Genomic DNA, 19,748 nt, shown 5'->3' on the forward strand with positions numbered 1-19,748 from the left:
CTGGTGGGGATGAAGTACGGCCATAACTATACCGGATGTCCTGTATAGTTATGGGGACAGCACCACCCGTTCAGATTGGGGCCCGGGCAATGTTCATGTTGCCGTGCCCCCCCTCAGCCGGTCGTGGCCGGCATCAGGGGATCATCACCGGCAGTCTTCCGGCAGCGCGGCAATCGCCGACACCACCGCACTCTGCATGCCATGCCCCACGGCCATGTCCAGTTCCCCGCCCGTTCCCCCATGCTGGCGCCGCAGTTCGTCCTCGCACAATCTGCGCACCCGCGAGCGCGCGTTCGCGCGCAGGCTGCTGCAACGCCAATCGGTGCCGCCCAACGGCAGCACCGAATACACCACGCTGTTGCAGGCGTTGCTGGCACGCTGCTGCAGCGACAGGCCGCCGAAGTCCTGCGGCTCGCTGCTGCGCTGCGGGTCGAAGTAACTGTCCGGGAAGGTGCGCGCGTACTGCTCGATGTCCACCTGCATGCTGCGCCCACCGGCCAACGGCATCTGCAGCGGCTGGCCGCAGCGCGTGGCATCGGCGCGATGCTGGATGTACTGGTAGATCGGCCGGTCCAGTGATGGATCCTGCTGGGTCACCGCGCTGACCGCCGCCAGCACCGGCAGCGATGCACGATTGGCCATGCGCGCCAGCAGCCCTGCCTGCGCCGGCTGGCAGCGGTCGCGCAGGGTCGCCGCCAGCAGGAACAGCACGTCGTTGCGAAAGGGATGGTCATCGGCCAGGCGCTGTTCGATGCGCTGGCGGGCATCGGCCGCAGGTGCCGGAAATGCGATGGCGGGTGGCGCGATGGGTGCAGCTTGCCGCTGCCACCACACCAGCAGCGTCACAGCCAACAGCAAGGCTGCTGCAACGATGATCCAGCGCGCACGCATCAGTTGTGGAGCGCCGTCAGTGTCGCCGCTGCGGCATCGTAGGATGCGCTGGCGATATCCGCATCGAAGCGCTTCACCTGCAGGCGGCCGGCAAGGCGGTACGGATCCCACAGGTCGCCCAGTGCGATCGGCGTGGCCAGGGTCACATGGATGATCTGGTTCGGTGGTGGCGGCGGCACATGGATGCACGCGCCGTAGAACGGCACGAACAGCAGCTCATCGACCAGGCCGGCATCGTTGGTGCCCAGCGGCACCACGTAACCATCCAGATCCACTGCGCGACCGTCGACAGCGTCGACCACGCGCGAAGAGCCGAACTGCTTGGCGCGGTCCGGGCTGGAGTGGTCGATCTCCTGCCCCGGTGGCGTGCCCGAGCCGGTGTCGTCGATCAGCCCGCCCACCCCGTCCATGCCGTTGCGTAAGAGGCCGATCTGCGGTGGCGGGCGCTGATGGGTCACTTCATCGGGCCGCAGCGCATCCCAACGGTCGATGGGTGCTTCAGCCGTGACGGGTTGTGCCGGCGCGGGGGCCGGTGCAGCGGCGACGGTCGTGGCGTCCCCGCCTGCCTGCGTGCACCCCAGCAAGCCCAGGCAGCACGCCACTCCCATCAGGACATTACGGTTCATACGGCCTCAGCTGAGCATCGCGCATGGTGTAGGCCGAACCGGCCAGGTCGTCATCCAACCGTTCGGCGCGCAGGGTGCCGGCCAGGAAGAACGGCGAATACATGTCCGGCATCGCGATCGGGCGCGGCAGCACCACGTGCACGATCTGGTTCGGCGGCGGTGGTGGCACGTGGATGCAGGCGCCGTAGTACGGCACGAACAGGAATTCGGTCAGGCGCCCGTCCTGCGCGTTGGCCAGTGGTACCACGTAGCCCGGCAGGCGCACCGGCCGCTGCAGTACCGTGTCCACCGTGCGGAAGGTGCCGAACTGCGGCATGCGCCGGTTGCCGTTGTGTTCTACCTCCGGGCCCTCGCCCCGCTCCAGCGCGACCAGCTCGTCCTTCGGCATCATCTGCAGCCAATCCAGCTCCTGCTCTGTGGCGCCTGCATGGCTATCGGGTTCAACCACCGGCGATGGCGGCAGGGCCTGCACGCCGGTATCCACCGGCCGCTCGCAGGCGGCCAGGACCATAAGCATCGGCAACATCGGCAGCCAGCGCATGCTCAGCCTCCCGGTGAAAGGCCATCGGCCAAGGTGCGCCGGTAAGCAAGCAACGCCGGCACCAGCCCGGCCGCCGCGCTGATCGCCAGCACGCCCGCCACCCACGCCAGTTCGCGGCCATCCGGCCACACATGGGTGATCGACAGACCGAAGGTCGCCAGCACCCATCCACGCCCGGCCACGCTGGCGGCCACCAGCAGCGCCAGTGCCAGCAGGCAGGCCACGGCACTGGTCGCCACCGCTTCCACCACCAGCAGGCCGGCGATGTAACCCGGCCGCGCGCCGGTCGCACGCAGGATAGCCATCTCGCGCCGCCGCTCCTGCAACGTCGAGACCAGCAGCGCCACCAGCGAAACCATGCCCAGCAGCACCACCATCGCGCTGATCAGCTGCAGTGCCCGCTCGGCCGTGCCCAGTGACTGCCACAGCTGCTGCAGGGTCACGCCGGGCAGGATCGCCAGCATCGCCTCCTCGGGATACTCGTTGATCCTGCGTTGCACCGAGAAGGTGGCGATGCGCGAGTTCAGGCCGAGCATGAACGCGGTGATGCTGGTCGGGGTCAGATCGAGGTGGCGCGCCTGCTCGGCACTGACGCTCTGGCTGCGCAGCTGCACGCCCGATCGCCAGTCGACATGGATCGCCTCGATGGCCGGCAGCGAGACCAGCAGCGACGAATCCACCGGCGTGCCGCTGCGCTGCAGGATGCCCGCAACGCGGAACGGCTTGTCGGCATGCGTGGCGAGCGTGACCGCGCCGGTGCCGTGCGCCAGCACGATCTCGTCACCGAGGGCGACCTTCTGCGCACGTGCCACCTCTGCGCCGATCACCACGTCGTACAGATCGTCGAACGGCCGCCCCTGTGCAAAGGCCAGCTCGTGGCCGGAACCATAGCGATAGTGTTCGAAGTAGCCGCCAGTGGTACCCACTACCCGGTAGCCGCGCCAGGAATCGCCCAGCGACAGCGGCACCGCCCACTTCACCTGCGGCAAAGCGGACAGCGCCTGGTAGGACTGCCAGGACACGTTGTTGGTCGGGTCGCCGATATGGAACACCGAGTACAGCAGCAGGTTTACCGGCCCCGAACGCGCACCGACGATCAGGTCGGTACCCGATACGGTGCTGGCGAATCCCTCGTGCGCCTGCGTGCGTACACGCTCGACGCCCAGCAACAGGACCACGCTGAGGGTGATGACCAGCACGGTCAGGCCGACACTCAACGCGCGGCTGCGCAGGCTGGCCCAGGCAAGCTCAAGCATGGCCGGCACCTGCCTGGTTGATCTCGGACAGTGAAATGGTGCGATCGAACAGTGGCTGCAGGCTGTCGTCATGGCTGACCACCAGCACCGTGGTGCCGGCCGCCTCGCACTGCGTGGACATCAGCTTGAGGAAGGCGGTCGCTGCTTCGCGGTCGAGCGCCGAGGTGGGCTCATCGGCCAGCAGCAACGCCGGACGGCCGATCAGGGCGCGTGCTGCCGCCACGCGTTGTTGCTGGCCAACACTGAGCGTACCCGCGCGCCGCGACATCAGCTCGGGATTGAGCTGCAGGGCCTGCAGCAGGCGGGCGATCTCGGCATCCAGCGGCCCACTGATGCGCGCGCTGCGCAGGCGCGAAAAGCGCAGGCCCAGCGCGATGTTGTCGCGCACGCTGAGGAACGGCAGCAGATTGAACTGCTGGAAGATCACGCCCAGGTGGTCGGCACGGAATCGATCCCGTGCGGCCCCGCGCATTGCCTGCAGCGCGTGGCCGGCGACCTCGACACGGCCCTTGCCGGGCAGCAGCACACCGGCCAACAGGCCCAGCAGCGTACTTTTGCCACCGCCGCTGATTCCGCGCAGCAACACGCTGCTGCCCTGCTCGACCCACAACCGCGGGATATCCAGCACCAGCTGCATGCCGTATCCGAACTGCACGTCTTCCAGCGAGATCACCGGTGCCGCGCTCACGGTGCCAGCACCACGCGCAGATTGTTGGGCGTGAGCACGCTGCGATCCTGGCCATTGGCGGTTGCACTGTTGACGATGACTTCGTGCAGGCCCGGGAACAGTATGGGCAGGCGCACGACGATGGCGCGCAGCTCAGCCGGTTTCGCGCAGTGGTACTGCAGCGTTGCGCTGAAACCTGCGTGCCGGTGCTGTCCCGGCGGCGGCGCGGCGGCCGTCGCGTCGAAGCCCTCTGCATCGGCTTTACCGGTGGCCAGACGGCACCCTGCAGCGGTGGGCAAGGTGACCCAGCTGCCGCCCTTCAGCAACGAGGTCGCCCGTGCCAGCGCGGCCTGCTCGGCTGCATTGGCCGGCGGTCGCTCGTAATCAAGGATGCCGATGCCGGGGGCTTGAAGGGCGAATTCCAGCGTTTGCTGGTCCAGTGCAACGTCCACGGTCGCCTGGCCATGAACGTGCGGTGCGTGCTGGCGCATGTCATGGGCCTGTGCGGTGCTGGCAGCCAGCAGCAGGAAAAGAGCAGCAGGACGCTTCATGGGGGAGTCTCCAATTGTTACTATGTAACATTATGGACCACATCCCCACGACGCCCGCAAGGGCCCCGGCCCAGCCGCCAACTTCGGCACGCTGGCACCCCCGTTTCGATCTTGCCGGTGCCTGGTTGTCCCTGGCCTGCGCCGCCCATTGCATCGCCCTGCCCCTGCTGCTGGCGTTCGTGCCGGCAGCGATGATGGCGCTGCGCTCGTTCCAGCACCCCGGCCATGGCGCGATGACGTTGCTGTTGATGATGTCGCGCTGGGAATGGCTGTTCGCGCTGCTGGCCTCGTCGCTGGCACTGGCGAGTACCTCGGCCGGGGTGCGCCGGCATGGGCGCTGGCGGCCCGTGCAGTTGGCCTGCGCCGGCGCGATCCTGCTGCTGTCCGCCTCGCTCTACCTGCCGCTGAAGGAATCGCTGCTCTGGCACGGTGCAGCGACGGCCAGTGGTGGCGTGCTGCTGGCCTGTGCGCACATCGGCAACCGGCGCGCATTGCGCCGGCGCCCCACGATGTCGGCCACTGGCCGGCACGGCGTTGGTCAGAAGCGATAGCCCACTTCCGCCCCGAAGATCCGCGGGCTGTCGACCGGGCCGTAGTAGTTGCCGTCGCGGCCGAATGCCAGGTTGTCGAAGATCAGGCCATTGATGCGACGCCTGTTGGTGAGGTTCTGCACGAACACCCGCGCGCTCCACGGCCCGGCCTCATAACCCAGCTGCGCACCCAGCACGGCGACGGCCGGCTGGAAGGCGCGGTTGCGTTCATCCAGCGCGCTGGAGCCGGTGAACTGCGATTCCAACCGTGCGTAAAGTCCAGACTCGTACTGGTAGCGTGCGGCCAGGTAGCCGGTGTAATGCGGGGTCAGCTTGACCCGCTTGCCATCCAGATTCTGGTCCACGCTGACCCACAGCTTGGTGTACTTCGCATCGACGTAGCCCACATTCGCCATCAGCGTGAAGCCAGGCACTACTTCGAACACACCCTCCAGTTCTGCACCCCGTGACCGGATCGAGGCGTCCGATCCCACGTAGTCCGACGAAATCGGGCGACCGTTGCCATCGGTGGCCACCTGGATCTCCTGCCAGTTGTCCGAGGTGATGTGGAACACCGCCCCACCGATATGACCACGGCCGCCGCCCAGATTCATCTTGAAGCCAAGCTCGTGGCTCCACATACGTTCGGATTCGTAGCGCAGCACCTTGTCGTTGACCACATCGCTCTGCGCTGCGGCCAGATTGAAGCCGCCCGGGATGTAGCCCTTGGCTGAAGCGGCATAGAAGGACAGGTCGTCGGTGGCGTCGTAGCGCAGCGACACCCGCGGCAGCGTCGCCGTGAAGGTATGCGCCAGCGCGGCGTCGCGGTACAGCACGCGGCCACCGGCGCCCAGGTCCAGCGCACCGGCACGCTGCTCGGTGGAACGCCGCGCCTGCTCATGGCGCAGGCCGGCGCTGGCGGTCAGCCTGGGCAGCGCGGGGAAGGTGTAGCTGGCGGTGGCGAACACGCTGTAGTCCTCGCCCTTGGAGGTCTGCCGCGGTGCCAGGTTGTAGCTGTCCAGCCCATGCAGCGCAGGGCCGACGAACGTCCCCAGGATCGAATCCTTGCTGTTGCGATAGGTGGACACACCGGCCATCCAGGCCAGGGCCTGGTCACTGGGCGAACTGAAGCGCGCCTCGGCCGTCCATTCCTTCTTCCTGTCGTAGATGCGGCCTGCCAGGGCCGGGCTTTGGGTCATGTCGAAGTCATAGCCGGCGGAGGTCACTTCCTCGCCGCGCCAGGAGGCGGCCACGTCCAGCGTGCCGGCCTGCAACTGCCACTGCGCGCTCAGGCCCGCAACCGACTCATCCTTTTCGGTGCGCTTCGGTGCGTCATTGATGTAGGTGAAGTCACCGGCACGACGGCCGCCATTGAGCGAGGTACCGTAGGTGCGGTTGTAGAGGCTGGTATCCAGCGGCAGGTATTCATACTCGAACATGCCGGGCGCGCGTGTGCGCAGGTGGTAGGCGAGCGCGTTCACCGAGACATAGTCGCTTGGCCGCCAGCGCAGCTTGCCCTGCAGATAGCCTTCGCCCACCCTGCCGCGTGCACCGGAGGGCGTGAGGTTCTTCAGGTATGCATCTTCGTCCGAGCCCATGAACGCCACCGAGCCGGACAGGCTGCCCGCCGTGTCCAGCGGACCTGCCAGGAAACCATCAAGAGCGGTGCCATTACCGTTGCCAAACCAGGTGCTGCGCACGTTGAGCTCGCCCTCGCGCGCATCGGCCGGGCCGCGTGTGCGCACCAGCACCAGCCCCGACTCGCTGTTGGCACCGTACAGCGTGCCCTGCGGCCCGCGCAGCACTTCCACCAACTCGACCTGGTTGAGCACGGCGTTGCTCAACTCCCGGAACGGGATGCCATCGATGTAGACCGAGGCGCGGTTGACCAGGAAGGGATTGGACTCGATGCCGCGGATCGAGATGAACATGTTGCTGAGCTGCCCCATCGCATTGAACTTCACGTTGGGCGCAAGCTTGTCCAGGTCACGGAATTCGGTGACGCCGGCCTCTTTCAGCGCTTGCCGGTCGAGCACCGTCACCGACAGATCGCTCTTCAGGTACGGGGTATCGCGCTTGGAACCGGTGACCCGGACGCCGTCGAGCGTGGCCGGGTCAGCCTGCTGGGCGAGAGCGGGCATGGCAGGGATGATCAGGGATGCCGCGACAAGCGCGGCGACAGGCGTGGACGGCTTCAACGGATGAACCTCAATGGTGAAATGGCAGCCGCGCAGGCGGCGGCAGCGCGGGACAAGAGTGTTATTCTGTAACATTCACGCAGTGCCGCCACTCCATTCCTGGCAGCACTGCTCCATTTCCGGATCCGTGATGCATGCTTTCCTGATGCGAGCCCTCGCCGACCAGCTGCTGCAGGAAATCGGACCGCAACCGCCCGCGATGGTGGCCAGCGACGATGGTGCGGTGGTGTTGCTGCGTCATCGCTTCGGGCCAAGCGAAGGCTGCATGGGCCATCCCCACCAGCTGCGCCTGGGCATGGCCATCGGTGGCGGCGGGCGTCTGCAGCAACGCAGCCATAGCGGCCTGCTGCAGGGCGTCTGGCAGCCTGGCCAGTTCAATGTGGTCCTGCCCGGTGACATCGGTACCTATGCCAGCCCCGCAGTGGACGTGCTCGGCCTGGCCATCGACACCGGCCTCCTGCAGCAGGAGGCGCACCGGCTGCATGACCTGCAACCGCTGGCGGTGCGCCTGCAGCGCGACCCGGTGGTCACCTCGGTGCTGCAGGCGTTGCGGTGCAGCGCGCAGGCCGATGCCTGCCTTCCCGGATTTCTCGAGCACGGCGCACGCGTGCTGCTGCACCGCCTGCGACAGCTTGCCGGGCTCGGGCACGCGACGCCGCCGAGGGCCACTGCGCTGTCCGTGCGGCAACTCCAGTACCTGCAGGAGTACATCGACGCGCAGTACGGCCAGCCGCTGGCGGTTGCGCAGCTGGCGGCAGCGCTGCGGATGGACCCATCGACGTTCAGCCGTGCGCTGCGTGCCACCACCGGGCTGCCACCCTATGCGTTCCTGACCCGGCGCCGCATGCAGTGGGCGTGCACGCAGCTAGCGCAGGGACGCAGCGTCACCGACGTCGCACTGGCCTGCGGCTACGCCAACCCCAGCAAGTTCAGCGCGGCCTTCCGGCGTGTAGCCGGCTGCTCACCGTCCGCGTGGGCCGCGCAGCACCGCAGCCCGCGGTAGCGCCGGCCCTGCCCGTCCAGCGCTGGCGACTCACTCGTCGAACGGGCGCTGCCCCAGCGTCTGCGTCACGTGGTCGACGAAACAGGTAATGCGCGCGGCCAACGCGGTGTTGCGGTAGTACACCGCGTTGATCGGCTGCCGGACGTCCTGCGTCTGCCTGGCGAACAGCTGCACCAGGCGACCGTCGCGCCGGTCCTGGCGGGTCAGGAAATCGGACAGGCAGGCGATGCCCAGCCCGGCCACCGCCATCTGCCGCAGCGTCTCACCGCTGGACGAAGCGATGGCCGGCTCGATCACGAACGGCCCACCATCGTCATCGTGCAGCGGCCACTCGTTCAATGAACTGGGCTGGGTGAAGCCGAGCAGGTCATGCGTGCGCAGCTGCTCCACGCGCGTGGGCGTGCCGTGCCGGCGCAGGTACTCGGGGCTGGCCACCACGCGGATGCGGCTGTGGCCGATCGGCCGCGCATGCAGGGTGGAATCGCGCAGCACGCCGATGCGGAACGCCACGTCGGTGCGCTTCTCGATCAGGTCGGTGATGCCCTCGTTGGAATTCAGCTCCAGCTCCACCTGCGGGTAGCGCGCGCGGAAGCCTTCCAGCAGCGGCACGATCACGTGCAGCATGAACGGCGTAGCCGCATCCACGCGCAGGCGCCCGACCGGTTGCAGGCGGCGCGCGGCCATCTGTTCCTCGGCCTCGTCGACCGTGGCCAGGATCGTGCGCGCGTACTCCAGGAACGCGGCGCCTTCCTCGGTCAGTTCCAGCCGTCGCGTGGTCCGCCGCAGCAGCGTGGTCTGCAGCTTGTCCTCCAGCCGCGCCAGGGTGCGGCTGGTGGCCGAGATGGTCAGCTCCAGCCCTTCGGCCGCTGCGGTGATCGAGCCACTGTCGACCACCGCCACGAAAGCCTTCAACTCATCCAGGGTGGTTTTCATTGTTTACCTCGGCGCAAAAGCATTTCCCGTATACACAGCTTAATCAACAAATGTAAAGCGCCCACACTTCGCCCAGTCCCGAGCCCACCGGCTCCCAACGAAGTCCCTGGAGTCCACCATGAGCGTTCCTTCCTTTGGCGTCGGCACTTTCCGCCTGACCGGCCAGACCGTCATCGACTCGGTACGCAACGCCCTCGAGGTCGGCTACCGTGCAATCGACACCGCGCAGATCTACGGCAACGAAGCCGAGGTCGGCCAGGCCATCACCGAATCCGGCGTGCCGCGCGACCAGCTGTTCCTGACCACCAAGATCTGGGTGGACAACCATGCCGCCGACAAGCTGATTCCGAGCCTGCGCGACAGCCTGGCCAAGCTGCGCACCGACCATGTGGACCTGTTGCTGATCCACTGGCCGGCGCCGGGCAATGGCGTTGAACTGCGCGAATACATGACCGCGCTGGCCGACGCCAAGGCGCAGGGCCTGACCCGCCAGATCGGTGTGTCCAACTTCAATATCGCGCTGACCCGGCAGGCCATCGAGGTGGTTGGTGCCGGTCAGATCGCCACCAACCAGATCGAACTGAGTCCCTACCTGCAGAACCCGGCACTGACCGCTTTCCTGCACGACCAGGGCATCACCGTCACCTCCTACATGACCCTGGCCTACGGCAAGGTGCTGAAGGATCCGGTGCTGGCCGCCATCGCCGGCAAGCACCAGGCCACCGTGGCCCAGGTCGCGCTGGCATGGGCGCTGCAGCGCGGTTACTCGGTCATTCCGTCGTCGACCAAGCGCGAGAACCTGGCCAGCAACCTGCTCGCCCAGGACCTGCGCCTGGATGCCGATGACATGGCCGCGATCGCCGCGCTTGAGCGCAACGGCCGCGAAGTCGATCCGCCGGGCCTGGCCCCGGCCTGGGACTGAGGCGCAACGCCATGGTCAGTGCGTTGGCGCGGCTGCAGGCCGGTGGTTTCAGCATCGGCATCGAGGCACCGCTGGACAATGACTGGACGCCGCAGGGCGAACAGGCACGACGCGCCGCGCGGCGCCTGCCCGGCGAACCGGACCTGCAACGCCATGCGGAACTGGCACGGTTGGCCGACCGCCTCGGCTTCCGTGCGCTGTGGGTACGCGACGTGCCGGTGTACGACCCGGCCTTCGGCGATGCGGCGCAGGTATTCGAGGTGTTCAGTTACCTCGGCTACCTGGCTGGTATCACCGAGCACATCCTGCTGGGTACCGGTGCGGTGGTGCTGCCGATCCGCGAGCCGTTGCTGACCCTGAAGTCGGCGCGCAGCGTGCAGCGGCTGAGCGGTGACCGCCTGCTGCTGGGCGTGGCCAGTGGCGACCGCCCGGTGGAGTACCCGTTGTTCGGCCGCGACTTCGACAGCCGTGGCAGCCGCTTCCGCGAGCAGGTCGCACTGCTGCGCGAAGGCGCCGCCGCGCACCTGCCGCAGGGCTTGGACGTGCTGCCTGCGGACGGCCCGGCCGTGCCGCTGTTCGTGGCCGGCCTGGCCCAGCAGCAACCGGCGTGGATCGGCCAGCACATGGACGGCTGCCTGGCCTACCCGGGCACGCCGCAGGACCATGCACAACGCGTGGCGGCCTGGCGCGCCGTGGCCGGCAACAAGCCGTATGCCAGCTTCATCCACCTGGACCTGGTGGCCGATGCCGATGCCCCCCTGCAGCGCTGGCGCTTCGGCCTGCGCGGCGGCCGCAACGCCCTGCTGGCCGAGCTGCACGCCATGCGGGCGGCCGGTGTCGACCACATCGGCCTGCAGTTCCGCCGCAACGAACGGCCGTTGGCCGAGACCTTCCACGAAATCGCCGAGTACGTGCTGCCGCACTTCCCGGTCCATGCCGGCGCGGCCGCGTCGCATGCCCCGCTTGCCGCCCCCGCGACGGCCTGACAGTTACCGGAGCTTTGCCATGAAAATGAAGACCCTGGCCGCGCTTGCGCTGGCCACCCTGCCGCTGTCCTTCCAGGCCACCGCCGAGGACTGGTATCCCTCGGCCTACGGTGCCAATGACGAGATCGGCGCGGCCAACCTGCTGACCGCAGACGTGGTCAAGCACGCAGTTTCGCTGGTCAGGACCGGCAAGACCTATCCGCTGGCGGTGCCGGTGGACAAGAACCTGCCCGCGTTCCGCCACCGCAGCTTCCGCCTGTACAACGTGCAGGTCGGCCAGCAGGCCGGCAAGTCGCTGGGCCCCAACAGGTTCACCTTCAACGATGAACTGGTGAACGCCTGGACCGGCGTTGGCACCCAGCTCAACGGCATCGGCCATATCGGCATCGACAACGTCTACTACAACGGCAACAAGGCCGCCGACTTCGTCACCGTGGACGGCGTGCGCAAGCTCGGCGTCGAGAAGGTGCCGCCGATGGTCACCCGCGGCGTCGTGCTGGACATGACCGCGTACTACGGCAAGGCGATCGTGCCCGGCGGTACCGAGTTCACCGTGGCCGACATCCAGGCCGTTCTGAAGAAGCAGGGCCTGAGCCTGCGCAAGGGCGACGTGGTGCTGTTCAACACCGGCTGGCTGGAACTGATCGGCAAGGACGACAAACAGTTCCTGGAAGTGGAACCGGGCATCGGCATGGAGGCCGCGAAGTGGCTGGCCGACCAGGGCATCGTCGCCTTCGGTGGCGACACCTGGGCCTCGGAGGTCTACCCGAACCCGAACGGTGCCGAAGAGTTCCCGATCAACCAGTACATGCTGGCCAAGCGCGGCATCTACAACCTGGAGCTGATCGACAGCCGCGCGCTGGTGCGCGACAAGGCCTGGGAGTTCCTGTTCGTGCTGGGCCAGCCGCTGTACGTCGGCTCGACCCAGGTGAACATCAACCCGGTGGCGATCCGATGACCACGACCGCTGACCTTCCCGAATTCGCCGGCCGCCGCTTCCGCGTCAGCTATGACGGACTGGCCGCCGACAATGTCTACAGCGCCGATGGCCGCCACGTGCAGTACGCCATCGTCTCCGGCGCCTACGCCGGTGCGCGGGGTGAAGCCGCCTGTGAGTGGCACAGGATCAGCGACGGGGTCTATGCCATTTCGTGGCAGGAAGCCGATGGCGCTACGGTCGTGCATGTCGATGATTTCGTCGGCGGGCGTTCGCTGGGCTGGTTCACCGCCACCGATGGCAGCTTCCATCGCATGCAGGGGCCGCTGGCAGCGCTGTGATGCCGGCCGGCACCACCAGCCCATGCGGCGTCTCAGGAACGTCGTTCCTGGTCGAACACCCCGGCCACCCAGTCGATGAACACCCGCAACCGTGGCGATGGGGTGCGGTTGCGTGGGTAGACCAGGCTCAAGGGGCTTGGCGTCGGCGGCGCCTCAGGCAACAGCTCAACCAGCTGCCCGCGCGCGATGTACGGGTCCATCCGGTAGCGCGGCGCCTGGATGATGCCCAGGCCCGCCAGCGCGGCCCCGAGGAACGCATCCGCGCCGGAAACACGCACCCGCGCCGGCAGCGGCAGGTAATGCACTTGCCCACCCTGCTGGAACTCCAGCGGAATCAGCTGGCCGGTTGCGCTGGAGCGGTAGCCGACCATCTGGTGGCCGTCCTGCAGGGCATCGATGCTGCCCGGCACGCCCTTGGCCTGCAGGTAATCCGGCGAGGCCACCGTCACCTCGCGCAGCAGGGTCAGCCGTCGCGCCGCCAGATCGCTGTCGGCCAGCGTCCCCACCCTCAGCGCTGCATCCACGCCTTCGCGCAGCAGGTCGACATAGCGGTCGCCCTCGCTGACCTCCAGGTCGATCTCCGGGTAGCGCTGCAGGAAGTCCGGCAGGTGCGGAAACAGCAGGTGCCGGCCCAGCGTGCCATGCACTTCAATGCGCAATGGGCCGCGCGGCGGCACGTCACGGAACGCGGCCTCTGCATCGTCCATGTCGGCGATCAGGCGCAGGCAACGGCCATAGAAGGCCTCGCCTTCCAGCGTCGGCACCACCAGACGCGTGGTCCGGTGCAGCAGTCGCACGCCCAGCAGCTGTTCCAGCGTCTTGATCGCGTCGGTCACCGTGGCCCGCGGCAGGCCCAGGTCCTCGGAGGCGCGGGTGAAGCTGCGGCGCTCGACGATACGGACGAAGGCGCGCATGGCCGTGAAGCGGTCCATTGTTCGGCTATCCGGATGATGTTGGCGGATTATGCAGGATTATCCGAAAGGACAATGTCGCGAAGATGGCCCAGCGCCACTCCGGCGTGCCCCACTGGACGCCAGCATGACCCCCTCCCCCACCTCCTCTGTCGCCCTGGTCACCGGTGGCTCCCGTGGCATCGGCGCCGCCATCTCCCGCCGGCTCGCCGCCGATGGCCACGCAGTCGCCATCAACTATGCGGGGCGCCGCGACGACGCCGAAGCGTTGGCGGCCGAACTCAACGCAGCCGGTGCGCAGGCCATCGCGTTGCAGGCCGATGTGGCAGACCCGCAGGCGGTGCGCCAGCTGTTCGAGGCCATCGAGGCCCGTTTGGGTGGTCTCGATGTGGTGGTCAACAGTGCTGGCGTGCTGCAACTGGCCTCGCTGGCCGACACCGACGACGCCCTGTTCGACAGGGTGATCGGCATCAACCTCAAGGGCGCGTTCAATGTGCTGCGCGAAAGTGCACGGCGGGTCCGCGACGGTGGCCGCCTGATCACCCTGTCCACCAGCGTGGTCGGCATCCGGCTGGAGAACTACAGCGTGTACGCGGCCAGCAAGGCGGCCGTGGAGACAATGGGCGCGATCCTCAGCAAGGAGCTGCGTGGGCGCAACATCACCGTGAACGCGGTGGCACCAGGCCCCACCGCCACCGACCTGTTCCTGGATGGCAAATCGCCCGAGCTGATCGAGCGCTTGGCGAAGTTGAACCCTCTGGAACGCCTGGGTACGCCGGATGACATCGCCGGTGCGGTAGCGTTCCTGGCCGGTGCTGACGGTGCGTGGATCAACGGCCAGGTGCTCCGCGCCAACGGCGGGATGGTGTAGATCGCGCATCCACGCATGGCCTGGATCCACCGCGCCGGTCAGCCGCCGCGGGCCTCGCGGCGGCGATGCACCCAGTAGTACAGCGTCGGCAGTACCAGCAGGGTCAGCAGCATCGCCGACAGCAGGCCGCCGATCACCACCACCGCCAGCGGCTTCTGGGTCTCTGCACCGATCGCATGCGAGGTCGCCATCGGCAGCAGCCCGAACATCGCCAGCAAAGCGGTCATCAGTACTGTACGCAGGCGCTGCAGCGAACCCTGTACCACCGATTGCAGCAGGTCCATGCCCTGCTCGCGCAGCTGGGCGAAGCGACTGAGCATCACCACCCCGTTCAGCACCGCTTGCCCGAACAATGCAATGAATCCGATTGCCGCCGACACTGACAGCGGGATGCCTGTCAGCCACAGGGCCAGGATGCCGCCGATCATCGCCAGTGGCACGTTGGCCAGGATCAGTGCCGCACTGCTGATGTCCTTGAAAGCATCGAACAGCAGTACGAAGATGATCAGCACCGACAGCGGAATCACCCAGCCCAGCCGCTTCATCGCACGCTGCTGGTTCTCGAACTCGCCGGACCACTCCAGCCGGTAGCCTTCCGGCAGCTGCATGCTGGCATCCACGCGCTTGCGCATGTCGGCCACCACGCTGCCCATGTCACGCCCGGCGATGAAGATGCTCACCGCCTTCACCCGCTGTGCGTTCTCGCGCGAGATGTTGATCGCGCCGCTGGCCATGCGGAACTCGGCCACGTCGGACAGTGTCACGGCGTGGCCATCGCCGATGCCCACCGGCACCGTGCGCAGCCGCTGCAGGTCACGATCGGCATCGTCCAGGCGCAGGGTGATCGGGAACTTGCGGTCGCCCTCCCACAGCTCACCGACCTGGCGCCCGCCCAGTGCGGTCTCGATCACCTCGTCGATGTCGCGCACGTTCAGGCCATAGCGTGCGGCGCGGTCACGGTCGATCTCGATCTGTAGTTGCGGCAACGACCCGTCGCGATCAATGAAGGCGCTCTCCACGCCCTCCACCCCGCGAACCTGGCCCAGAATCGCCTGCGCCTGCTGGTTCAGCACGCCCAGATCCGAGCCACTGACCTTGATCACCACCTGGCCCTTGATCTGCGAGATGCTCTCCAGGATGTTGTCGCGCACGGGCTGCGAGATCGAGAACTCCGGCCCCGGAATGCGCTGCTCCAGCGTGCGCTGCAGGTCGCTCACCAGCTGCCGCTTGTCCACGCCCTTCGGCCACTCCTTCTCCGGCTTCAATGCCACCAGTGCTTCGATCTGGTTGGCCCCCTTGGCATCGGAGCCATCTTCCGGGCGCCCCAGCTTGGCCACCACCGTCGACACCTGCGGGAAGGTGCCGACCAGTTCGCGGATACGCCGCGACTGCTGCTGCGCTTCGGCCAGGCTGGTGCTTGGATCGAGCGTAGCGGTCAGCCAGATCGATCCTTCGTCCAGCTCCGGCAGGAACTCCGAACCCAGGCGGCTACCCAGTGCCAGCGTGCCGACCAGCAGCGCAACCGCGGTCAGCACCACCGCGCGCGGGCGGGCCAGCGCGTGCTCCAGGATCGGCCGGTACCAGCCGGTCAGGCGGTCCATCAGCGGGTTGCCGTCGCGCATGCGGTCACGCCGCAGCCACCAGTAGCAGAACAGCGGCACCACGGTCAGCGCCAGGATCAACGCCCCGATCAACGCCGAGGTCACCGAATAGGCCATCGGCGCGAACATGCGGCCTTCCTGGCGCTGCAGGGTGAAGATCGGAATATGCGCGGCGATGATGATCAGCATCGAGAAGAACGTTGGCCGCCCCACCTCCGATGCTGCCGACAGAATGGTCGAGAAGCGCGTCTTCCTGTCTGCCGTGGGTGGCAGCTTGGTCAGCCGCGAAACGATGTGCTCGGTGACGATCACCGCACCATCGATGATGATGCCGAAGTCCATCGCGCCCAACGAAAGCAGGTTGGCCGGCACGCCCCACAGATGCAGGCCGAGGAAGGTCGACAGCAACGCCAGCGGCATCATCGCCGCCACGATCAGCGCGGCGCGGGCGTTGTACAGGAACAGCCACAGCACCAGGAACACCAGCACCGCGCCTTCCAGAAGATTGCGGAAGACGGTTTTCAGCGTGGTCGATACCAGCCACGAGCGGTCGTAGAACGGCTCGATGCTGACCCCGGCCGGCAGCTGGTTCGCCTGGATCTCGGCAATGCGCGCATGCAGGGCGTCGAGCACGTCGGACGGATTCTCGCCCTTGCGCATCAGCACCATGCCGAACACCGCATCGTCATTGTCATCCTGGCCGACCAGGCCCTGCCGGGGCAGGCCGCTATCGGCGATGCCAGCCAGGTCACGCACCAGGATCGGCGTGCCCCCGCGCTGCGCCACCACCACGTTGCCGATGTCGGCCGGCGAACGCATCAGGCCCACGCCGCGGATCAGGAACTGCTGCTGGCCGCGCTCCACGTAGCCACCACCGGCATTGGCGCTGCCCTTCTCCAGCGCCTCGGCGAATTCACCGAGGCTGATGCCGCGGTCACGCAGCTTGTCCAGGTCCGGCTTGACCTGGAAGGTGCGCGCGAAGCCGCCGAAGCTGATCACATCGGCCACGCCCGGCACGGTGCGCAGGCTGCGCTCCATCGTCCATTCCTGCACGGTGCGCAGCTGGGTCGGCGTCATGTGCGGGCCCTTGAGCACGTAGCGGTAGATCTCGCCCACCGCCGAGCTCATCGCCTCCAGCTCCGGGGTCACCCCTTCCGGCAGCGCCACGCCCTGCAGGCGCTCCAGCACCTGCTGGCGCGCGAAATAGTCATCGGCCTTGTCGTCGAAGGTCAGGATGATCATCGACAGGCCGAACTGCGTATGCGAGAACACCCGCACCGAATGCGGAATGCCGGACAGCGCCACTTCCAGCGGCATCGTCACTTCGCGTTCCACCTCTTCGGCGGCACGGCCCGGGTGCAGCGACACCACCGTCACCTGGGTGTCGGACACATCCGGGAAGGCTTCCACCGGCAGCACGCGGAACGCGGCGATGCCGGCACCGATGAACAGCAGCAGCGCCAGCATCACCATCAGCGGCTGGCGCAGGCAATAGGCAATCAGGCGATCGATCATGGGGCGGCATGCCCCGTGCCGGTGCTGGCGCCCGGTCCCGCACTGTCGACCAGCTGCTGCAGCAGCAGGCCACCTTCGACCACCACCTTGCTGCCCATCGGCAGGCCCTCTCGCACCCACAGCCGCCCGTCGCCCAGCTCCTCTGCGTGCACGGCATGGCGCACGAAGCGGCCCTTGCCCTCCTCCACGAACACCACCTGCGTGCCGTCGATCAGCAACACCGCGGCATCGGGCAGCGAGACACCGCCCTCGGCCGGCAACGCAACCTGAGCACGCACGTACTGGCCGGCCTTGAAGGCACGTGCATGGTTGTCCAGCTCGGCGCGCGCCTGCACCACGCGGCGCTCGCTGTCGACGAAGTCATCCACGTGCTGCAGGGTCGCCTGCAATGGCTGGCCATCGGCACCGGGCACGCTCACCTGCATGCCCGCCTTGAGGCGTCCCGCCAGGCTCTCGGGAACATCGAGCAGCAACCACAGGCGGTCCGGATCGCCGATCACCGCCAACGGCTGTTCGCTGTCGGGGCTGACCGACATGCCCGGGCTCATCCGCCGCTCCACCAGCACGCCATCGATGGGCGCGCGCAGTGGCAGGCGCTGGTCGACGTGCTGGCCGTTGCCATAGGCCCTGGCGAAGGCGGTCGCACGCGTGTGATTGGCCTGGCTGCCGGCGAAGTTGGTCTCGGCCTCGTCCAGCTCGCGGCCCGACGCCACCCCCGCCGCGTGCAGTTCGCGGGTGCGCTCCAGTTCCCTGCGCGCCTGCTGCAGCTCGGCGCGGCCTCGCACGCCCTCCGCCTGCGCCTGGCCGAACTCGGGCGAGGTGATCCAGGCGATCACCTGGCCGGCCTTCACTTTCTGCCCCGGCTGCGCCTCGATGCGCGCCACCTGCCCCGGCAACGGCGTGCGCAGTGCGCTGGAGCGCGTCTCGTCCCAGACCACCCGGCCCGGCAGCTGCAGGCTGGCGCTGGCGCCGGCACTCACCGCTTCGCTGCGCAGCACGTCCAGCTGGCGGCTGCCGGCGGGAAACTGGATCTGGCCGGCGCTGACCTGGGGCGCGTCCTCGGCATAGGACGCCGGCTCGCGACCGCAGCCGCCCAGCAGGGCCAGCGCCAGCAGGGCGGGCAGCATGGCGTGCCGCGCCCGCGGGCGATGGGCGACGATCGACTTCATCGGGACTCTCCTTCAGCAACGGATGTGGCCGCTTCCCAGCGCGCCAGGGCAATGGCATGGTCGGCACGCGCTTCGATCAGCGCGGCCTCGAAATCGCGCCAGCTGCGGCGTGCATCGAGCAGATCGGTCAGGCTGGCGGCGCCACGGCGATAGGCCAGTTCGATGCCCTCCGCCGCCTTGCGGGCAGTGTCGGACTGCAGCCCCTCGTAGTCGCTGCGGCGCTGTGCGGCGGACTGCACGCTGGCCTGCAGCTGGTCCAGCTCGGCGCGAGCTTCGCGCTGGAGTACCTGCAGCTCCAGCGCTGCGCTGTCCCGGTCGGCCTCGGCACGCTGGATCGCGCCGCGTGCGCGCGACGGCCCGCCCAGCGGAATGGTCAATGACACGCCCCAGGTAACACCGCTGATGTCGGTCGGCTCACGTTCGGCCTCCACGCCCAGCTGGATATCGCGACGACGCTCGCTGCGCGCCAGTGCCACGCCAGCGTCGGCCGCGGCCAGCCGCGAACGCGCGGCACGCAGGTCGGCGCGCTGCGTCGGATCGAACGCGCGCACGTCGGCCACGCTGCTGGCATCCGGCCAGGGGTCATCGGCACTGAGGTCGCGGCTGTCATCGCTGCCGAGCAGCAGGCCCAGCGCATGCCGCGCATCGCGCAGATCGAGTGCCGCCTCGCGCGCCGCGTCAGCCACCGCCAGATCGTCCACCGCCAGCCGCGCGCGATCCACCGGCGCCATCGCCCCGGTCGCCACCTGCTTGTCGGCCGCCGCCATCTGCTCGGCCGAACTCTGGCGGTTGGCATCGGCAATCCGCGCCCGCTCCTGCGCGCCCTTCAGGCCGAAATAGGCTTCATGCAGCGCCACCTGTTGGCGGCGCCGGGCATCGAGCATGTCCAGTCCGGCCACTTCCAGCAGCGCGTCCGCCTGGCGGATGCGCAACGCGCGCTTGCCACCGCGTTCCCAGGTCCAGCCCAGGCCCAGCGTGCTGTCCACGCGCTTGTCCTGCCAGCGCCCTGGGCCGATGCCGTGCCTGGGGCTGACCTTGCTGGTGCCGATCGACAGCTCGGTGGCCGGGCGCAGTGCCGCGGTCTGCGCATCGCCCTGCACCCCGCGCAACTCCAGTGCCGCCGCACGCAGGTCCGGATTGTGTGCGTCCATTGCACGCTGCGCTTCTGCCAGGGACAGCGCCGAAGCCGCAGGCGCGCACGAAAGGGCAGCCAGCAGGGCCGCAAGACGGTGGGCAAAATTCATGCACGTCACGGTAAGGTGACGCACTTGCGCCAGACTTGCCCCAACCTTGCACGAA

19 protein-coding genes are annotated in these 19,748 nt (G+C 67.9%); 7 read left to right on the top strand and 12 right to left on the bottom strand.

Annotation, left to right across the window (positions count from 1 at the left end; genetic code table 11):
- Window positions 1–144 precede the first annotated feature (144 nt).
- From B9Y82_RS09265 to B9Y82_RS09290, 6 genes are read right to left on the bottom strand one after another with little or no spacing between them, the layout of a single operon-like run.
- Window positions 145–891: a hypothetical protein gene (locus B9Y82_RS09265; protein WP_100472664.1), complete on the bottom strand. Its 747-nt coding sequence runs from the start codon at window positions 889–891 to the stop codon at window positions 145–147.
- Entirely contained in the window at window positions 891–1,517 is a 627-nt protein-coding gene (locus B9Y82_RS09270) for a DUF3299 domain-containing protein (RefSeq protein ID WP_100472665.1), read from the bottom strand. Before B9Y82_RS09270 ends, B9Y82_RS09265 begins: the two co-directional genes overlap by 1 nt.
- The gene (locus B9Y82_RS09275; RefSeq protein ID WP_100472666.1) at window positions 1,507–2,058 is read right to left on the bottom strand and encodes a DUF3299 domain-containing protein; all 552 of its coding nucleotides are present in this window, start codon (window positions 2,056–2,058) and stop codon (window positions 1,507–1,509) included. Before B9Y82_RS09275 ends, B9Y82_RS09270 begins: the two co-directional genes overlap by 11 nt.
- A 2-nt stretch (window positions 2,059–2,060) precedes the next feature.
- Window positions 2,061–3,314: an ABC transporter permease gene (locus tag B9Y82_RS09280; RefSeq protein WP_100472667.1), complete on the bottom strand. Its 1,254-nt coding sequence runs from the start codon at window positions 3,312–3,314 to the stop codon at window positions 2,061–2,063.
- Window positions 3,307–4,002 carry an ATP-binding cassette domain-containing protein gene (locus B9Y82_RS09285; RefSeq protein ID WP_100472668.1) on the bottom strand — a complete coding sequence of 232 codons (696 nt, stop codon included), beginning with the start codon at window positions 4,000–4,002 and terminating at the stop codon, window positions 3,307–3,309. The genes B9Y82_RS09280 and B9Y82_RS09285 overlap by 8 nt, the downstream gene beginning before the upstream one ends.
- The gene (locus tag B9Y82_RS09290; RefSeq protein ID WP_100472669.1) at window positions 3,999–4,532 is read right to left on the bottom strand and encodes a ZrgA family zinc uptake protein; all 534 of its coding nucleotides are present in this window, start codon (window positions 4,530–4,532) and stop codon (window positions 3,999–4,001) included. Before B9Y82_RS09290 ends, B9Y82_RS09285 begins: the two co-directional genes overlap by 4 nt.
- 32 nt (window positions 4,533–4,564) lie before the next feature.
- Here B9Y82_RS09290 and B9Y82_RS09295 point away from each other — a divergent pair, with 32 nt between their 5' ends.
- Window positions 4,565–5,083 (top strand): MerC domain-containing protein, encoded by a 519-nt coding sequence (locus B9Y82_RS09295; RefSeq protein WP_100472670.1) that lies wholly within the window; start codon window positions 4,565–4,567, stop codon window positions 5,081–5,083.
- Here B9Y82_RS09295 and B9Y82_RS09300 read toward each other — a convergent pair.
- Entirely contained in the window at window positions 5,071–7,203 is a 2,133-nt protein-coding gene (locus B9Y82_RS09300; RefSeq protein ID WP_100472671.1) for a TonB-dependent receptor, read from the bottom strand. The two genes, B9Y82_RS09295 and B9Y82_RS09300, sit on opposite strands and share 13 nt — an antisense overlap.
- Before the next feature lie 202 nt (window positions 7,204–7,405).
- On the opposite strand from B9Y82_RS09300, the gene B9Y82_RS09305 reads away from it, so the two are divergent.
- On the top strand, window positions 7,406–8,263 hold the full coding sequence (locus B9Y82_RS09305; RefSeq protein ID WP_100475206.1) for an AraC family transcriptional regulator: 858 nt from the start codon (window positions 7,406–7,408) through the stop codon (window positions 8,261–8,263).
- A 30-nt stretch (window positions 8,264–8,293) separates the two neighbouring features.
- On the opposite strand, the gene B9Y82_RS09310 is transcribed toward B9Y82_RS09305, so the two are convergent.
- A complete protein-coding gene (locus B9Y82_RS09310; RefSeq protein WP_100472672.1) occupies window positions 8,294–9,196 on the bottom strand; it encodes a LysR family transcriptional regulator in 903 nt (300 codons plus the stop codon).
- A 118-nt stretch (window positions 9,197–9,314) separates the two neighbouring features.
- Between B9Y82_RS09310 and dkgB the strand changes: the two genes are divergently transcribed.
- Genes dkgB through B9Y82_RS09330 form a run of 4 tightly spaced genes read left to right on the top strand, consistent with a single transcriptional unit; the run spans window position 9,315 to window position 12,382 of the window.
- Complete coding sequence (gene dkgB, locus B9Y82_RS09315) at window positions 9,315–10,118, top strand: 2,5-didehydrogluconate reductase DkgB (protein ID WP_100472673.1); 804 nt, start codon at window positions 9,315–9,317, stop codon at window positions 10,116–10,118.
- A gap of 11 nt (window positions 10,119–10,129) precedes the next feature.
- Window positions 10,130–11,104, top strand: coding sequence for a TIGR03571 family LLM class oxidoreductase (locus B9Y82_RS09320; protein WP_100472674.1), 975 nt, complete (start codon window positions 10,130–10,132; stop codon window positions 11,102–11,104).
- A gap of 19 nt (window positions 11,105–11,123) precedes the next feature.
- Window positions 11,124–12,062 carry a cyclase family protein gene (locus B9Y82_RS09325; RefSeq protein ID WP_100472675.1) on the top strand — a complete coding sequence of 313 codons (939 nt, stop codon included), beginning with the start codon at window positions 11,124–11,126 and terminating at the stop codon, window positions 12,060–12,062.
- Window positions 12,059–12,382, top strand: a complete 324-nt coding sequence (locus B9Y82_RS09330; RefSeq protein WP_100472677.1) for a MoaF-related domain-containing protein — start codon at window positions 12,059–12,061, stop codon at window positions 12,380–12,382. The genes B9Y82_RS09325 and B9Y82_RS09330 overlap by 4 nt, the downstream gene beginning before the upstream one ends.
- A 32-nt stretch (window positions 12,383–12,414) precedes the next feature.
- Here the strand turns inward: B9Y82_RS09330 and B9Y82_RS09335 are convergent, their stop codons facing one another.
- Window positions 12,415–13,314 carry a LysR family transcriptional regulator gene (locus B9Y82_RS09335; RefSeq protein ID WP_100472678.1) on the bottom strand — a complete coding sequence of 300 codons (900 nt, stop codon included), beginning with the start codon at window positions 13,312–13,314 and terminating at the stop codon, window positions 12,415–12,417.
- Window positions 13,315–13,420: 106 nt separating this feature from the next.
- Here B9Y82_RS09335 and B9Y82_RS09340 point away from each other — a divergent pair, with 106 nt between their 5' ends.
- Window positions 13,421–14,164, top strand: coding sequence for an SDR family oxidoreductase (locus B9Y82_RS09340; protein ID WP_100472679.1), 744 nt, complete (start codon window positions 13,421–13,423; stop codon window positions 14,162–14,164).
- Between the two features lie 38 nt (window positions 14,165–14,202).
- On the opposite strand, the gene B9Y82_RS09345 is transcribed toward B9Y82_RS09340, so the two are convergent.
- From B9Y82_RS09345 to B9Y82_RS09355, 3 genes are read right to left on the bottom strand one after another with little or no spacing between them, the layout of a single operon-like run.
- Entirely contained in the window at window positions 14,203–17,280 is a 3,078-nt protein-coding gene (locus tag B9Y82_RS09345; protein ID WP_100472682.1) for an efflux RND transporter permease subunit, read from the bottom strand.
- Window positions 17,277–18,449, bottom strand: a complete 1,173-nt coding sequence (locus B9Y82_RS09350; protein WP_100472684.1) for an efflux RND transporter periplasmic adaptor subunit — start codon at window positions 18,447–18,449, stop codon at window positions 17,277–17,279. Before B9Y82_RS09350 ends, B9Y82_RS09345 begins: the two co-directional genes overlap by 4 nt.
- Window positions 18,446–19,693 carry a TolC family protein gene (locus B9Y82_RS09355; protein ID WP_100472687.1) on the bottom strand — a complete coding sequence of 416 codons (1,248 nt, stop codon included), beginning with the start codon at window positions 19,691–19,693 and terminating at the stop codon, window positions 18,446–18,448. The genes B9Y82_RS09350 and B9Y82_RS09355 overlap by 4 nt, the downstream gene beginning before the upstream one ends.
- Window positions 19,694–19,748: the final 55 nt, after the last annotated feature.

It is taken from the genome of Stenotrophomonas maltophilia (assembly GCF_002799155.1).
Taxonomy (GTDB): Bacteria; Pseudomonadota; Gammaproteobacteria; order Xanthomonadales; family Xanthomonadaceae; genus Stenotrophomonas; species Stenotrophomonas maltophilia_R.

Bases quoted from the DNA above. Each gene is read 5' to 3' on its own strand.
- B9Y82_RS09265 (WP_100472664.1), bottom strand. From the start codon at position 891: ATGCGTGCGCGCTGGATCATCGTTGCAGCAGCCTTGCTGTTGGCTGTG.
- B9Y82_RS09270 (WP_100472665.1), bottom strand. From the start codon at position 1,517: ATGAACCGTAATGTCCTGATGGGAGTGGCGTGCTGCCTGGGCTTGCTG.
- B9Y82_RS09275 (WP_100472666.1), bottom strand. From the start codon at position 2,058: ATGCGCTGGCTGCCGATGTTGCCGATGCTTATGGTCCTGGCCGCCTGC.
- B9Y82_RS09280 (WP_100472667.1), bottom strand. From the start codon at position 3,314: ATGCTTGAGCTTGCCTGGGCCAGCCTGCGCAGCCGCGCGTTGAGTGTC.
- B9Y82_RS09290 (WP_100472669.1), bottom strand. From the start codon at position 4,532: ATGAAGCGTCCTGCTGCTCTTTTCCTGCTGCTGGCTGCCAGCACCGCA.
- B9Y82_RS09295 (WP_100472670.1), top strand. From the start codon at position 4,565: ATGGACCACATCCCCACGACGCCCGCAAGGGCCCCGGCCCAGCCGCCA.
- B9Y82_RS09300 (WP_100472671.1), bottom strand. From the start codon at position 7,203: ATGCCCGCTCTCGCCCAGCAGGCTGACCCGGCCACGCTCGACGGCGTC.
- B9Y82_RS09305 (WP_100475206.1), top strand. From the start codon at position 7,406: ATGCGAGCCCTCGCCGACCAGCTGCTGCAGGAAATCGGACCGCAACCG.
- B9Y82_RS09310 (WP_100472672.1), bottom strand. From the start codon at position 9,196: ATGAAAACCACCCTGGATGAGTTGAAGGCTTTCGTGGCGGTGGTCGAC.
- dkgB (WP_100472673.1), top strand. From the start codon at position 9,315: ATGAGCGTTCCTTCCTTTGGCGTCGGCACTTTCCGCCTGACCGGCCAG.
- B9Y82_RS09320 (WP_100472674.1), top strand. From the start codon at position 10,130: ATGGTCAGTGCGTTGGCGCGGCTGCAGGCCGGTGGTTTCAGCATCGGC.
- B9Y82_RS09325 (WP_100472675.1), top strand. From the start codon at position 11,124: ATGAAAATGAAGACCCTGGCCGCGCTTGCGCTGGCCACCCTGCCGCTG.
- B9Y82_RS09330 (WP_100472677.1), top strand. From the start codon at position 12,059: ATGACCACGACCGCTGACCTTCCCGAATTCGCCGGCCGCCGCTTCCGC.
- B9Y82_RS09335 (WP_100472678.1), bottom strand. From the start codon at position 13,314: ATGGACCGCTTCACGGCCATGCGCGCCTTCGTCCGTATCGTCGAGCGC.
- B9Y82_RS09340 (WP_100472679.1), top strand. From the start codon at position 13,421: ATGACCCCCTCCCCCACCTCCTCTGTCGCCCTGGTCACCGGTGGCTCC.
- B9Y82_RS09345 (WP_100472682.1), bottom strand. From the start codon at position 17,280: ATGATCGATCGCCTGATTGCCTATTGCCTGCGCCAGCCGCTGATGGTG.
- B9Y82_RS09350 (WP_100472684.1), bottom strand. From the start codon at position 18,449: ATGAAGTCGATCGTCGCCCATCGCCCGCGGGCGCGGCACGCCATGCTG.
- B9Y82_RS09355 (WP_100472687.1), bottom strand. From the start codon at position 19,693: ATGAATTTTGCCCACCGTCTTGCGGCCCTGCTGGCTGCCCTTTCGTGC.